We start from the raw sequence: 12,790 nt of genomic DNA, 5'->3' as shown, positions 1-12,790 counted from the left end.
ACGCTTCTGGGTAACCATTTGTTCCAAATGGCCTTTAGATTGCAGCCCTTACTCCTTATTATATATATGTATGTCTAAACTAACTTACGCAATGAAAAAAACAATCTTACTTGCCTTTGCCCTGCTTTCTTTCGTTGGAGCGGTGGCACAAAACAGCAATGCGTTTTCCAATTACGTGCCCACGGCACAAAACCTTGCCGCTCGCGAAGCGTTTCAAGACCAAAAGTTCGGCGTGTTTCTGCATTGGGGACTGTACTCGATGATTGGTGAAAGCGAATGGGTGATGACCAATCGCAACATCAACTACAAGGAATACCCCAAGTTGGCGCAGACTTTCTACCCCTCAAACTTCAATGCCGACGAGTGGGTGGCTGCCATTAAGGCCGCAGGAGCTAAGTATGTAACCATCACTACGCGTCATCATGATGGCTTCTCGCTATACAAAACCGCTACCAGTACGTACAACTCGGTAGACGGAACGCCCTTTAAGCGCGACATTATCAAAGAAATGGCGGACGCTTGTGCACGCCAAGGCATCAAACTACATCTCTATTACTCGCATCTAGATTGGTATCGCACCGATTATCCCGTAGGAAGAACGGGCAAAGGAACGGGTAGACCCAAGGACGCAGCTAATTGGAAGAGCTACTACAACTTTATGAATACGCAACTAACCGAGCTATTGACCAACTATGGACCCGTTGGTGCCATTTGGTTTGATGGCTGGTGGGACCATGATAGCGACCCAACCCCCTTCGATTGGGAGCTTCCGCAGCAATACGCAATGATACATCAGCTGCAACCCCAATGCTTAATTGGCAACAATCACCATCAAACGCCCTTTGCAGGCGAGGACATCCAGATATTCGAACGCGACCTTCCTGGCGAGAATAAGGCAGGCCTTTCGGGTCAAAGCATTAGTCATCTGCCCTTAGAGTCGTGCCAAACCATCAACGAACATTGGGGCTATTCGCTGGTAGACAGCAACTACAAGTCTGGCAAAGAACTGATACAGATGTTGGTGAGGGCTGCTGGTAAAAACGCCAATCTGCTGTTAAACGTTGGCCCAGAACCAGGTGGTGAACTCCCTGCAGTGGCTGTGGCTCGCCTGAAAGAGGTTGGCCAATGGCTATCTAAGTATGGCAACACCATCTATGGCACGCGTGGCGGACTGGTTGCGCCGCACCATTGGGGTGTGAGTACACAGCATGGCAACAAGCTTTACATACATATATTAGACTTGCAAGAGTCTGGCCTTTACCTGCCATTGGGTAAACGCATGCCGAAGTCGGCCACGGAGTATGCCTCGGGCAAGCGTCTGAGCTTCACCAAGCATGCCGATGGCATCACCTTACATTTGGGAAAAGTGCCCACCGACATTGATTATGTGGTGGAGTTGACAATGTAAAAGTTCGCTATTGGTTAGCTACAAAAAGACATTAAAATAGCCATTGCCAATCGGCCGATAAGCCTTAGTTATGAGCTTTTTAAGCTCTCGCTTTGTTACAGCTAAGATGGAACCCTGTTCCAGTTAATCCGGAACAGGGTTCCAGATTAACTGGAACAGCATTCCGGATAACATGGAACGGCCGTCCAAAACATGTTTAACACGGCGGTTAATGTTATAATACATCATCAGGGCTTAGAAGGTGCATTGCTGGAACGATGAAGATGCGAACGACGGAATGGCTAATTGGCGAGTTTGGGATAAGAAACGATGCTCTCTGAACAAGATTGGACAGGTAAAGAAATGGTTATCTTACCAACTCGCGCTACGCGACAGAAGGCACACCGATTGTGTTTTATCCTGAACTCGCATAAGGAATTAATGCCCGAAGCACTTTGTTGTTCTTCTCAAAAATAAAGACTCATTATATATACGCGCGCGCGAGGGAGTTTTACTAGTACGTATTTAGGAGTAGTATGTTGTTTTTCAAAAATGTAAAAAATGTGAACGTCAAACCTTGTTAGTTATAATGTTTTTAACAGGCGTTAAAAGGAAAGGTGTGTTCTGTTGTCAAGTCTTTTTTTAAAGAGTGATTTGCGTGTGTTAAAGACGAAAACTTCTTCGATTATCTGATTATAAAATAGTAATTTTGTAACGAAAGATTAATTTGCATCTATGACCTATTTGCCAGAAGAAAAACATCAAACAGCAAAAGACGTACTGAGAAGAAACACAATATACACCGACTTGCATTTCTATCAGAAGACGGATGTTATTTTCCAGCTAACGTATATCTTCTGCAAACGCTTCTTGCCTAAGTATGGCGACCGCACCGTAGACCAGATGGTTCAAGCGGCACGGTCGAGTAAGCAGAACATTGTGGAGGGCATCGAAGACGGTAGTACTTCGACCGAGATGGAACTTAAATTGCTTAATGTGGCTCGTGGTTCACTTCGTGAATTGCGCGAAGATTATGACGATTATCTACATACGCGTGGTCTAACTTGTTGGGGTAAAGAGCATCCTCGATACAATTCGATGCTCAATTTTTGTAGGGCAAATAATAAAGCCGAGTGCTATTTACCCTACGCTGGCAAATGGACGGCTGAGGAGTTCTGTAATACGCTGCTTACGCTTTGCCACATAACGGATAAGATGATGTGTAGTTATCTGAAAGTATTAGAGAGACGTTTTGTGGAACAGGGCGGCATAAAGGAACGCATGCACGCTGCTCGCACGGGGTATAGGCAAGCACAAGACGAACTGTTAGAGAAACTGAAAGTGGAGAATGAACGTTTAAAGGCCAAAGTGAAAAGGCTAGAAGCAGAGCTGGGGATGAGAAAGCTAGAAGAGTGAGGGGGTAATTGGTGTTTTAGTTATCCTAGGCTTCCTAGTTATCCTAGGTTTTCTAGTTATCCTAGTTTTCATCTTTTTTCTAGGCATCCTAGTTCTCTATGCGCTCATCGTTACCCTAGAAATATTATCCTCAAACTTTATTTTCCCACATTTTTGCGTAACTTTGCATCACAAAAATTGAGGGTATAACAATGAATAAGAAAATGATTGCAGGGCTGGCGATTGCTGCCATGTCACTAATAAGCACCAACGCGTACGCCCAATTTGACTTTGGGAAGATTCTGCAAAACGGTGCCGACATATTATCAAATAGCGGAACAACCGACGATTTGATTTCGGGGATAACATCTATTTTCTCTGATAAGAAAGTGGCCACTATCGACGACCTTGTTGGCGAGTGGTCGTACACCGAACCTGCTGTGGTGTTTATGAGCGAGAATTTGCTGAAAAAGGCAGGCGGGAAACTGGCATCGAGTGCCATTGAAAAGACTATTGAGACGCAACTTAGCAAGGTGGGCATTACCAAAGGGGCAATGAACATGACCTTTACACGCAACGGACGCTTTACGCAAACCATCGCAGGACGCCGATTGCGTGGAACTTTCACCATCAAAGGCAAAGAAGTAATACTGAAATATGTGGGCGAAATAAAGCAGCTTGTTGGCACTACGCAGGTAGACGGCAACGACTTGCTCATTGTGATGGATGCCTCAAAGTTGCTGACATACCTCAAAGTTGTTGGTCGTTACAGCAGCAACAGTTCGTTGCAAACTGCCGCGTCGCTGCTTGGAAGTATGGATGGTATGCTCTGCGGACTGCGCCTTAACCGCATACGCAAGTAAAAATGTCGGTAAAGATGGGCGAAGCAAGCCCCTAAACGATACACTTTTAACGCTCGTACGTTGCATAATCCAAAGAAAAGACGTAACTTTGCACCGCTTTTTGAAGCACATCAATCAAGAAATTGATATTTCGTGTGATGGCGAATTAAGCACAATTATTTAACAACTTAATTTAGAGTAACACATTATGAGAGAAATTAATGTAGCAGGTAAGAGCAGAAGCAACCTGGGTAAGAAGGCTTCTAAGGAGATGAGAAAAGAGGGATTGATTCCCTGTAACCTTTATGGCGAGAAGAAAAATGCCGACGGACTGCCCGAAGCACTTTCGTTCGCTGTGCCCATGGCCGAACTTCGCAAGGTGGTTTATACGCCCCATATCTATGTGGTTAACCTCGATATCGATGGCCAAAAGCACACCGCCATCATGAAGGAGTTGCAATTCCACCCTGTAACAGACGCTTTGTTGCATGCTGACTTCTACGAAATCAACGAAGAAAAGAGCATCGCTATCGGTATTCCTGTTAACCTCGTGGGCTTGGCTCAGGGTGTTCGCGATGGTGGACGTCTTAGCCTTTCTATCCGCAAGCTTGTGGTAAAGGCTCCTTACAAGCAAATTCCCGAGAAGCTGGATATCGATGTTACTGCCCTGACTATTGGTAAGAGCATCAAGGCTGGCGAAGTATCGTTCGAAGGTTTGGAAGTTGTAACGCCGAAAGACGTTATCGTTTGCACCGTTAAGATGACGCGTGCTGCCGCTGCCGCTGCTGCTGCCGCTGCTGCCGGTAAGTAAAACGTGGGTTTTGAACAACCACTTTTCTGAATGGAAAAATATTTAATTGTAGGCTTGGGAAACCCCGGACGAGAATACGAGGCAACCCGTCACAATACTGGATTTATGATATTGGACGCTTTTGCTAAAGCGTCCAATATTGTTTTTGAGGATAAGCGTTATGGCTTTGTTACCTCCACCATGGTGAAAGGTCGCAAGCTGTTTCTGCTTAAGCCGTCTACGTTTATGAATCTCAGTGGAAACGCCGTGCGTTATTGGCTCGACAAGGAGAACATTCCACAAGAACACTTGCTCGTTGTGGTAGACGATTTGGCCTTGCCACTTGGTGCGTTGCGTCTGAAAGGCAATGGCAGCAATGGCGGACACAACGGACTGGGGCATATTCAGCAACTTATCGGACCGCAATATGCCCGTTTGCGCGTGGGTATCGGCAACGAATTTCCACGCGGAGGACAGGTAGATTGGGTGCTGGGCGAATACGATGAGGAGGAACTTAAAACCTTGCAGCCCGCCATTGAGCAAAGTATCGAGATAATCAAAAGCTTTGCCTTGGCCGGAATAACGGTGACAATGAACCAGTTTAACAAAAAGAACGCATAACCTTTGGAGATGAACGAGGCAAGGATAGATAAATGGCTGTGGGCCGCGAGGATATTTAAAACTCGCTCGATAGCGGCCGACGCTTGTAAGAACGGACGTGTTACGCTCAATGGGATGAACATGAAACCGAGCCGAACCATTAAGGAAGGCGAGGTGGTGAGCGTGAAGAAGCCCCCCGTAACCTATTCGTTCAAGGTGCTGAAAGCCATCGAACAGCGTGTGGGAGCAAAGCTTTTACCCGAGATTTACGAGAACGTTACCGACCCGAAGCAATACGAACTGTTGCAAATGAGCCGTATAAGTGGGTTTATAGACAGGGCGCACGGCACGGGTCGACCAACGAAGAAAGAGCGACGAGCATTAGATGCCTTTGTCGATCCTGTAATGTTCGGCTTCGATGATGAAGACGAGGGCGACGAATAAGTTTATCGAGCGCAGATTGTAAGCGAGCATTTCCTACTACTTGGAGGTATGCACAAACTTGCAACAAGCGTCTTTCCTTACACCCTTTTGTGGTGATAACGACATTAACCAACATAAACAATAACGCATATACAAACCCTATGACCAACATTGCCATCTTTGTTTCGGGTAGTGGAACCAACTGCGAAAACATCATCAAGCACTTTGCCGATGATGCCAACGTGCATATCGCCTTGGTATTGAGCAACAAGTCTGATGCTTACGCCCTTGTTCGTGCCGCAAACCACCATGTTCCTACGGCCGTATTAACCAAAGCCGAGTTTAACGATGAAGCCAAAGTGATGGCCTTGTTGAAAGCCCACAAGGTGAATTTCATTGTCTTGGCTGGTTTCTTATTGATGATTCCACCCTTCCTTGTTTCTGCTTTTCATCGGCGCATGCTCAACATCCATCCCGCCCTGCTACCTAAGTTTGGTGGGAAAGGCATGTACGGACACCATGTTCACGAGGCTGTTAAAGCGGCGGGAGAGAAAGAAACGGGCATCACCATCCATTGGGTGAGCGACGATTGCGACGCTGGCGAGATTATCGCGCAGTTCTCAACGCCTGTAACTGACAGCGACACGCCCGACGATATTGCTGCGAAGGTGCACCAATTAGAACAAACTCATTTCCCCGAAGTTATTGCGCAGGTGTTGGAAAAGGGTAACTTATAGAATACACAAAACTTAAAACCAAAATGAAGAAAACTGCTTTTGTCTTCGTGGCTTTGTTTGCTACGCTGTGTTTGAATGCCCAAGAGGCCTCCAAGAATAATCGCTGGCCATCGTTTCTAAAGAAAACGGATTTGGCTGATGAAACTAAATTCATCCCTGCACCACCCGATACGTCGAGCATTGCTTACCTCAAAGATTTCGATCGCTATCAGTGGGGCAAGTCGATACGCAATACAGAACGCGGAAAGCAGGCCATTTACGATGCATCGGTTGATCCCGACTCGGTGCTTAAAGGCTTTTCAGAGGCCTTTGGCATGCTTATCACTAAAAGTACAACACCCGAACTGTACTATTTAATGGAGTGTGTGGAGAACGATGGCAGACTTTCAGTGCGTGGTGGAAAAAAGAAATACATGCGTAAACGCCCATACGTGCAGTTTGGAGAACGTACATCTGTTCCCCACGATGAGGAAGAACTGCGCCATACAGGCTCTTTCCCTTCGGGACATACTGCTCGTGGCTGGGCCATGGCTTTGGTTTTGGCCGAGATTAATCCTGAAAGGCAAGACGAGATATTGGTGCGTGGCTACGAGTATGGCGAGAGTAGGGTGATTGTGGGCTATCATTATCAAAGCGATGTTGACGCTGCACGTATCGCAGCAAGTGCTGCCGTGGCGCGTCTGCATGCTGATGAGGGTTTCCGCAAACAGCTGGAGAAGGCTAAAAAGGAATTTGCACGCTTGAAAAAGAAGTAGTGTTGTAAGCCACTTCGATATGTAAATACGCTTCGCGGGGCGTTTATGGTGAGTGATATAAACTACCATAAGCGCCCCGCGAAACTTTTGTTTATGTGGGTTTGGGGCAATTGCCGCAAACCATCTTTTGCTTTTTCAACTTGTCTTTATGCCTTACTCAATGAGCGATAGGCTTCGTCGAAGGCCTTGGGATGTCGTCCGATGAGGCAGACATTTACCAAACAGTTGGCCGCAAGTTCAATGTCGGTGAGGTCTACGCCCTTTTCTTTCACCACCTCTTTGCCCAAGCAAACTTCCCATGTAGTGTCGAAAGCCGCGTCTTCGGCACCCATAAACGATGCGTCGCTGTTGGGATCGGCCATTATTCTGTAGCGGATGTTCTTCTTCGAGGCTACAGGTTGTAGGTCCATAAGGATGTTATAGCCTTGTTCGAGAGCTGCTCGAAACTTGCCCGTGCCAGGAAACATGTCGGCGACAACGGGCATGAGGTCGTCGAATTGATAACCTTGTAAAAGTTGTTGCAGTTTCATACGTGCTTTGTTTTATAGGGTAAACGATGGGGAACGATATTCCCAATCAGAGTATTTTCAGTGCGATCGCCGCGCAGGCCTCAGCATCGGCCAACGCATGGTGGTGCTTATCCAATTCGTATCCACAGTGGCTGGCCACAGTAGGAAGCTTAAAGTCGGTCAATCCAGCCTCTTTCAGCTTATGTCGTGCTGTCAATAGCGTGCAGTAGAAAGGATAATCGGGGTATTCCATGTCGTAGGCGGCGAAAGCCGCTTTAAGGCACGACTCGTCGAAAGCTTTGTTATGCGCCACAAGTGGTTTGTTACGTATCAGCGGAGCAATCTCTGCCCATACGTCAGGAAATGTGGGTTGGCCATTGGTATCGGCAGTGGTAAGCCCATGAACGGTAACGCACCGCTCTTCAAAATAGTTGGGCGTGGGTTGTATCAGATGGTAATAGCTACCCACAACCTTACCCTCTTCTACCAGCACTAGGCCCACGCTGCACACACTTTCCCTTCTGAAATTGGCCGTTTCGAAGTCTATGGCGGCAAAATTTTTCATTGTTTTCTATGTATTTAAACGATACGGGCGGAACAATCCACGTGTTCCGCCCATATATTTATCTAGTCTTATGTTGGTTCGCTTTGGCTTACGAGGCCTTAAAATTTAGCCATTTTAATGGCCACTATGGCGCATTCGTCGCCTTTATTGCCGTATTTACCTCCGCATCGGTCTAGTGCCTGCTGCTGATCGTTGGTGGTTAGCAAGCCATACACCACAGGTATTTCGCTCGTGGCGTTAAGTTTTGCGATACCATACGTAACACCTTGGCAGATATAATCGAAGTGTGGGGTTTCGCCCCTGATAACACAACCCAAGATGATAACGGCATCATAGCCGCCGTTAAGCACCATTTGGTGTGCGCCATAAACCAATTCGAAGCTGCCAGGAACGGTCTTTACGTGTATGTTCTCGGGCAGTGCGCCATGTCTTTCTAGTGTTTGTACGGCACCATTTAGCAGTGCGCCAGTCACTTCAGCATTCCATTCAGACACCACGATGCCAATACACATGTTGCTAGCATCGGGAATTTTCGATAAATCGTATTCCGAAAGGTTATGTAATGCGGTAGCCATTATTTCGTTGAAGCACGTTCCACATACTTGTCAATTTCCGAACCCTGTACGAGTATGGAGTTAACATACTTCTTCTTGATGTCTTGGTAGATGGCCAAAGCCTCTTCTTTCTTGCCTTGCGACTCAAGAATTTCGCCTGCTTGGATAAGGAACAGGGGTGAAAGGCTGCTGTTTGCACCGTCGGCATCTTTGTCATCGGCTAGTTTAGCGGCCTTTTTCAGGTTGTCAACAGCCTTGTCCAGATCGTTAAGGTGTGCGTAGGCGTTACCCAATGCTGCAACGGCAGCGGGGCTAACCATGGCATCCGAGGCAGGTGAATAGGCGTCGAGGAACTTCTTGGCAGCTTCCCATTTGTCGAGGTTAGCATTGCAAAGACCAGCGTATAGGTTGGCCAAGTTGGCCGCATCGGTACCGCTGTAATCATCGGCAATACGTGCGAAGCCCACATAACCAGCTCCATCGCCGTTCAGGGCCTTGTCGAATTGCTCTTGATTGAAGTATTCCTGTCCTTTGGCTAATGCTGTGCTAGCCTTTTCTTCGCGTGGTCCAGCCACGAGCGACTTATACATAAAGAAGCCAGCAACAATGAGAACTACGGCAGCAACAGCGCCAAGTATCATTTTTTTGTTCTTCGAAAAGAATGCTTCAGAGCTTTGCGATGCGTCGAAAGTTTCGGCAACGCCTTGTTTGTTTTTGTTTGCCATTATATTTAAACGTTGTTATTATTCTAAGAAGTGGGGCAAAATTACTGATTTTCTCGCATATAGTGAAACATATCAGCTACTTTTTTCGTTTTTCATACCCAAATGGCGTAACTTTGCAAGAGAGTTAACTGTTTGTTTCGATTTATGATTTTGAATAGCATTTCAATTATCAATTATAAAAACCTGCGTGCTGTCAACTTGCAGCTATCGCCCAAAACCAATTGCTTCATCGGGCATAATGGGTCGGGAAAGACCAATTTTCTCGATGCGTTGTACTATCTTTCGTTTTGTAGAAGTGCGTACAACCCGATTGATTCGCAGCTTATCACCCACGAACAAGACTTCTTTGTGGTGGAGGGCGACTACTCTAGCGAGGTGGGCGATGCCGAAAATGTGTATTGCGGCATGAAGCGCGGTGCGAAAAAGCAGTTTAAACGTAACAAGAAGGCTTACAAACGATTGTCGCAGCACATTGGGTTGATTCCCTTGGTGTTGGTTTCGCCTGCCGATGCAGCACTTATCGACGGTGGCAGTGAAGAGCGCAGACGACTGATGGACATGGTGATTGCGCAATACGACACCACTTATATTGAAGCCTTAACCCGATGTAACAAGGCTTTGCAGCAACGTAACGCCTTGCTAAGGATGGAAGCCGAACCCGACTTAGCCTTGCTAGAACTGTGGGAAGAGGAAATGGCGACACAAGGCGAGGTGGTTTATGCCAAGCGTGCGGCCTTCGTAGAGGAGTTTATCCCTGTGTTTCAAAACATTCACGAACGAATTTCGGGTGGATCGGAACAGGTTTCGCTGCGTTATATCTCGCATTGCCAGCGAGGCGATTTGCTCGAAGTGATACGCAAAGATAGGCATAAGGATAGGGCTGTGGGCTACTCTTTGCATGGTGTTCATCGTGATGATTTGGAGATGCTAATAGATGGCTATCAGCTAAAGCGCGAGGGTAGCCAGGGTCAGAGCAAAACATACGCCTTGGCCATGAAGCTTGCACAGTTCGACTTTTTAAAGCGAACGGCATCTAAAACCACACCTTTGCTCTTGCTCGACGACATTTTCGACAAGCTAGATAGCCAGCGTGTGGAGCGTATTGTGGAGTTGGTGTCGGGCGATAGCTATGGACAGATATTCATAACAGACACCAACCGCGAGCATCTAGACCGCATATTGCAGTCGGGAACAACTGAATATAAGCTTTTTTACGTTGAAAACGGGGAGATAACCGAGAAAGGAGGTGACAATGTTTAGGCGTGAAGTGAAGCCTCTGGGCGAAATATTGATGAAGCTTCTACGTGACGAAGGACTTGAAACACCTTTGCAACAAAAGCGCCTAATCGACGCTTGGGAGACGGTGGCAGGACCAATGGTGGCGCGTTATACCACTGAGAAGTTTATCAAGAACCAAACCTTGCTTGTTAAAATCACTAATCCCGCACTGCGCCACGACCTCACGATGATGCGAACACAACTTGTTCGACGACTTAATGAACAAGTGGGGGCATTGGTTATTACTGATATTAAGGTGTATTAAAGAGGAGAAGATGGGGCGGATTGCTGATAGGCGAGGTTGTTTTTAGTTGTTCTAGATATTTTATGTGTTCTAGATGTTCTAGTTTTAACTAGCTTTACAGCTTACTTGCTTACCGCCTTATTCCCGTTACTCCTTACAACCTTTACTCCTTACTCCCTTTACTACCAACTCCTTTGATTACTCCTAATAAAAACTAAAGATGAACAACGACAAAAAGAAGATAGGCTTAGCCCTATCAGGAGGTGGCTATCGGGCTGCCGCTTATCATGTAGGAACGTTGCGGGCATTGCACAAGTTGGGCATCCTCAACAAGGTAGATGTAATTTCTTCGGTGTCGGGTGGGTCGATAACCACGGCCTATTACGCCCTACATAAAGACGATTACGAGGCGTTCGAGCAAGGTTTTAAGGCGCGTTTGCAACGTGGTGTACTTTGGTCTTCGTTCCTTTATGTAGGTTTTTTAGGTGTTCTTGTGCTTGCTTTTGCCGTGGCTTTGGGCTATATCACATCGTTGGTGATGGGCGCTTTATGGCCGAACCATCCCATTTGGGCAGGTAGTGTAGCCACGTTAGTAGGTGTATGCGCATTGACCCTTGCGCTATTAGCCATCTTGAAGAACTCGTTTACGGCCTTACCAACAAGCAAACTCATCTCAAAACTTTACGATAAGGTGTTTTTCGAGCGTAAAACGCTGTCCGACTTGCCCGAAACTCCCCTGCTTTGTATCAATTCAACCAACCTTGCTACGCAGTTGCCATTTACTTTTTCGCGTGGAATGATGGGTGAACATGCCTATCGCATCAATGGCCAATCCATGTTCGATGCCAGCGGCTTTCCACTTTCACGAGCCGTGATGGCCTCTTCGTGTGTGCCATACGGCTTTACACCGATAACCATTGGAGCAGCTTTTGTGCGCGGTAAGTATGATGATTGCGAGCAAAAGCCAGAACCGCCCAAGCTGATTGATGGTGGTGTGTACGATAATCAAGGGGCGCATAAGCTGAGCCAAGACAAAAGCCGATTTCATTGCGACTACATCGTGGTGAGCGATGCGGGTAATGGAAAGGTGAATGCAATGGGTACCACGCACTTCTTTAACCTCGCTATGAATACCATTAGCATGATGATGAACCGCATAAAGAAGATGCAACGCAGCGACAACCTTTACGAGGGGGTTACCGAAAAGGAGCATTTTGCTTACGTGCCACTTGAATGGGATTGCAGCGAACGCCTGTTGCAGGGCTTCGTTAACAATCTTCGCAACGGCAATGTGCATCCCGATGTGTGGCAGGCACATGGTATCAGCGAGGCCGAAATATCTGCCTTGAAGGATAAAGGAACGCCCCGAACCGAAGCGGAAGCCACCATTATGCAGCACATCAAGGCAAACGTGGTATGGAGTAAGTTTGAAGAATGCGCACCCAGTGCCGAAAGTGTGGATTTGGCTCGACATGTTGGCACAAGTCTTGTGGCACTTTCAGCAGCGCAGATAGATGCTTTAATTGCGCATTCGGCTTGGCTTGCCGAACTGCAAACACGGCTATATTTACCCATGTTGGTTGAGCAAGGGTAGCGCAGAAGCTTACTATGTTGAAAGCCTTTTTTGCTTAAACAGAACGCTTTTTTGCTGCTAGGGCAGTACAAGACCCTTTGTACTGCCACTACAAAAGGCTTGTAGCGTGACTACAGACAAGTTGTAGTGTACTGAGATTAGTTGACACTTTTCGTTGTTAAATACTCCTTTGGTTGACAAGAAAAATCCTTATGTTGTATTTAGGTTGTCATGTCCTTCTCCAAAGTCCAAATTTGGTTTACAGCTGCCATCCGTTTGCAAAGTTAAGCATTGTTTGTTGGCCGTCCAAGTTTGGGCTGGCCTTTTTTGCGTGAATGAAAACAAGGCCATGAAAAACACCGAGGGGGTGCCCTGCGGCAGGGGGCTCGCAGCCCCCGAGAGCAAGAGGTGCT

General features: G+C 46.9%; 16 protein-coding genes and 1 pseudogene. 11 read left to right on the top strand and 6 right to left on the bottom strand.

The annotated features are described in order from the left end of the window. Positions 1 to 91: 91 nt before the first annotated feature. On the top strand, positions 92 to 1,408 hold the full coding sequence (locus F453_RS0111935) for an alpha-L-fucosidase (protein ID WP_026292570.1): 1,317 nt from the start codon (positions 92 to 94) through the stop codon (positions 1,406 to 1,408). Positions 1,409 to 1,426: 18 nt separating this feature from the next. On the opposite strand, the pseudogene F453_RS16335 reads toward F453_RS0111935, so the two are convergent. Further along, a pseudogene (locus tag F453_RS16335) lies at positions 1,427 to 1,636 on the bottom strand (hypothetical protein). 486 nt (positions 1,637 to 2,122) lie between these two features. Between F453_RS16335 and F453_RS0111930 the strand changes: the two are divergent. The 7 genes from F453_RS0111930 to F453_RS0111900 all read left to right on the top strand — a co-directional run bounded on the left by F453_RS0111930 (position 2,123) and on the right by F453_RS0111900 (position 6,929). Then, on the top strand, positions 2,123 to 2,803 hold the full coding sequence (locus F453_RS0111930) for a four helix bundle suffix domain-containing protein (protein WP_018968218.1): 681 nt from the start codon (positions 2,123 to 2,125) through the stop codon (positions 2,801 to 2,803). 191 nt (positions 2,804 to 2,994) lie between these two features. Further along, a complete protein-coding gene (locus tag F453_RS0111925; protein WP_018968217.1) occupies positions 2,995 to 3,645 on the top strand; it encodes a lipocalin-like domain-containing protein in 651 nt (216 codons plus the stop codon). 187 nt (positions 3,646 to 3,832) lie between these two features. Then, positions 3,833 to 4,435: a 50S ribosomal protein L25/general stress protein Ctc gene (locus F453_RS0111920; protein WP_018968216.1), complete on the top strand. Its 603-nt coding sequence runs from the start codon at positions 3,833 to 3,835 to the stop codon at positions 4,433 to 4,435. Positions 4,436 to 4,465: 30 nt separating this feature from the next. Further along, the gene (gene pth / locus F453_RS0111915) at positions 4,466 to 5,035 is read left to right on the top strand and encodes an aminoacyl-tRNA hydrolase (RefSeq protein WP_009236054.1); all 570 of its coding nucleotides are present in this window, start codon (positions 4,466 to 4,468) and stop codon (positions 5,033 to 5,035) included. Between the two features lie 9 nt (positions 5,036 to 5,044). Further along, positions 5,045 to 5,458, top strand: a complete 414-nt coding sequence (locus F453_RS0111910) for an RNA-binding S4 domain-containing protein (protein WP_009236053.1) — start codon at positions 5,045 to 5,047, stop codon at positions 5,456 to 5,458. A 140-nt stretch (positions 5,459 to 5,598) separates the two neighbouring features. Next, complete coding sequence (gene purN, locus F453_RS0111905) at positions 5,599 to 6,174, top strand: phosphoribosylglycinamide formyltransferase (RefSeq protein ID WP_025790113.1); 576 nt, start codon at positions 5,599 to 5,601, stop codon at positions 6,172 to 6,174. Positions 6,175 to 6,197: 23 nt separating this feature from the next. Further along, a complete protein-coding gene (locus tag F453_RS0111900) occupies positions 6,198 to 6,929 on the top strand; it encodes an acid phosphatase (protein ID WP_018968214.1) in 732 nt (243 codons plus the stop codon). Positions 6,930 to 7,075: 146 nt separating this feature from the next. Here the strand turns inward: F453_RS0111900 and F453_RS0111895 are convergent, their stop codons facing one another. The 4 genes from F453_RS0111895 to F453_RS0111880 form a co-directional block, all read right to left on the bottom strand. Beyond that, positions 7,076 to 7,459, bottom strand: coding sequence for a hypothetical protein (locus tag F453_RS0111895; protein WP_018968213.1), 384 nt, complete (start codon positions 7,457 to 7,459; stop codon positions 7,076 to 7,078). 46 nt (positions 7,460 to 7,505) lie between these two features. After that, positions 7,506 to 8,003, bottom strand: a complete 498-nt coding sequence (locus tag F453_RS0111890; protein WP_018968212.1) for a 3'-5' exonuclease — start codon at positions 8,001 to 8,003, stop codon at positions 7,506 to 7,508. A gap of 98 nt (positions 8,004 to 8,101) precedes the next feature. Then, entirely contained in the window at positions 8,102 to 8,578 is a 477-nt protein-coding gene (ribH, locus tag F453_RS0111885) for a 6,7-dimethyl-8-ribityllumazine synthase (RefSeq protein ID WP_009236048.1), read from the bottom strand. After that, positions 8,578 to 9,282 carry a tetratricopeptide repeat protein gene (locus F453_RS0111880; protein ID WP_018968211.1) on the bottom strand — a complete coding sequence of 235 codons (705 nt, stop codon included), beginning with the start codon at positions 9,280 to 9,282 and terminating at the stop codon, positions 8,578 to 8,580. Before F453_RS0111880 ends, ribH begins: the two co-directional genes overlap by 1 nt. Positions 9,283 to 9,426: 144 nt before the next feature. Here F453_RS0111880 and recF point away from each other — a divergent pair, with 144 nt between their 5' ends. The 3 genes from recF to F453_RS0111865 all read left to right on the top strand — a co-directional run bounded on the left by recF (position 9,427) and on the right by F453_RS0111865 (position 12,398). Then, positions 9,427 to 10,542 carry a DNA replication/repair protein RecF gene (gene recF, locus F453_RS0111875; protein WP_018968210.1) on the top strand — a complete coding sequence of 372 codons (1,116 nt, stop codon included), beginning with the start codon at positions 9,427 to 9,429 and terminating at the stop codon, positions 10,540 to 10,542. Then, positions 10,535 to 10,825 (top strand): DciA family protein, encoded by a 291-nt coding sequence (locus tag F453_RS0111870; protein WP_009236045.1) that lies wholly within the window; start codon positions 10,535 to 10,537, stop codon positions 10,823 to 10,825. Before recF ends, F453_RS0111870 begins: the two co-directional genes overlap by 8 nt. 199 nt (positions 10,826 to 11,024) lie before the next feature. Next, the gene (locus tag F453_RS0111865; protein ID WP_018968209.1) at positions 11,025 to 12,398 is read left to right on the top strand and encodes a patatin-like phospholipase family protein; all 1,374 of its coding nucleotides are present in this window, start codon (positions 11,025 to 11,027) and stop codon (positions 12,396 to 12,398) included. A 189-nt stretch (positions 12,399 to 12,587) separates the two neighbouring features. Here F453_RS0111865 and F453_RS15920 read toward each other — a convergent pair. After that, on the bottom strand, positions 12,588 to 12,790 hold a 203-nt coding region (locus F453_RS15920), incomplete at its 5' end, for a hypothetical protein (RefSeq protein ID WP_026292596.1).

It is taken from the genome of Hoylesella loescheii DSM 19665 = JCM 12249 = ATCC 15930, assembly GCF_000378085.1.
In the GTDB taxonomy this organism is placed as follows: domain Bacteria; phylum Bacteroidota; class Bacteroidia; order Bacteroidales; family Bacteroidaceae; genus Prevotella; species Prevotella loescheii.
The sequence above is the reverse complement of the archived record's forward strand: the minus strand, read 5'-3'. Positions and strand labels throughout refer to the sequence as shown.

Bases quoted from the DNA above. Each gene is read 5' to 3' on its own strand.
- F453_RS0111935 (WP_026292570.1), top strand. From the start codon at position 92: ATGAAAAAAACAATCTTACTTGCCTTTGCCCTGCTTTCTTTCGTTGGA.
- F453_RS0111930 (WP_018968218.1), top strand. From the start codon at position 2,123: ATGACCTATTTGCCAGAAGAAAAACATCAAACAGCAAAAGACGTACTG.
- F453_RS0111925 (WP_018968217.1), top strand. From the start codon at position 2,995: ATGAATAAGAAAATGATTGCAGGGCTGGCGATTGCTGCCATGTCACTA.
- F453_RS0111920 (WP_018968216.1), top strand. From the start codon at position 3,833: ATGAGAGAAATTAATGTAGCAGGTAAGAGCAGAAGCAACCTGGGTAAG.
- pth (WP_009236054.1), top strand. From the start codon at position 4,466: ATGGAAAAATATTTAATTGTAGGCTTGGGAAACCCCGGACGAGAATAC.
- F453_RS0111910 (WP_009236053.1), top strand. From the start codon at position 5,045: ATGAACGAGGCAAGGATAGATAAATGGCTGTGGGCCGCGAGGATATTT.
- purN (WP_025790113.1), top strand. From the start codon at position 5,599: ATGACCAACATTGCCATCTTTGTTTCGGGTAGTGGAACCAACTGCGAA.
- F453_RS0111900 (WP_018968214.1), top strand. From the start codon at position 6,198: ATGAAGAAAACTGCTTTTGTCTTCGTGGCTTTGTTTGCTACGCTGTGT.
- F453_RS0111895 (WP_018968213.1), bottom strand. From the start codon at position 7,459: ATGAAACTGCAACAACTTTTACAAGGTTATCAATTCGACGACCTCATG.
- F453_RS0111890 (WP_018968212.1), bottom strand. From the start codon at position 8,003: ATGAAAAATTTTGCCGCCATAGACTTCGAAACGGCCAATTTCAGAAGG.
- ribH (WP_009236048.1), bottom strand. From the start codon at position 8,578: ATGGCTACCGCATTACATAACCTTTCGGAATACGATTTATCGAAAATT.
- F453_RS0111880 (WP_018968211.1), bottom strand. From the start codon at position 9,282: ATGGCAAACAAAAACAAACAAGGCGTTGCCGAAACTTTCGACGCATCG.
- recF (WP_018968210.1), top strand. From the start codon at position 9,427: ATGATTTTGAATAGCATTTCAATTATCAATTATAAAAACCTGCGTGCT.
- F453_RS0111870 (WP_009236045.1), top strand. From the start codon at position 10,535: ATGTTTAGGCGTGAAGTGAAGCCTCTGGGCGAAATATTGATGAAGCTT.
- F453_RS0111865 (WP_018968209.1), top strand. From the start codon at position 11,025: ATGAACAACGACAAAAAGAAGATAGGCTTAGCCCTATCAGGAGGTGGC.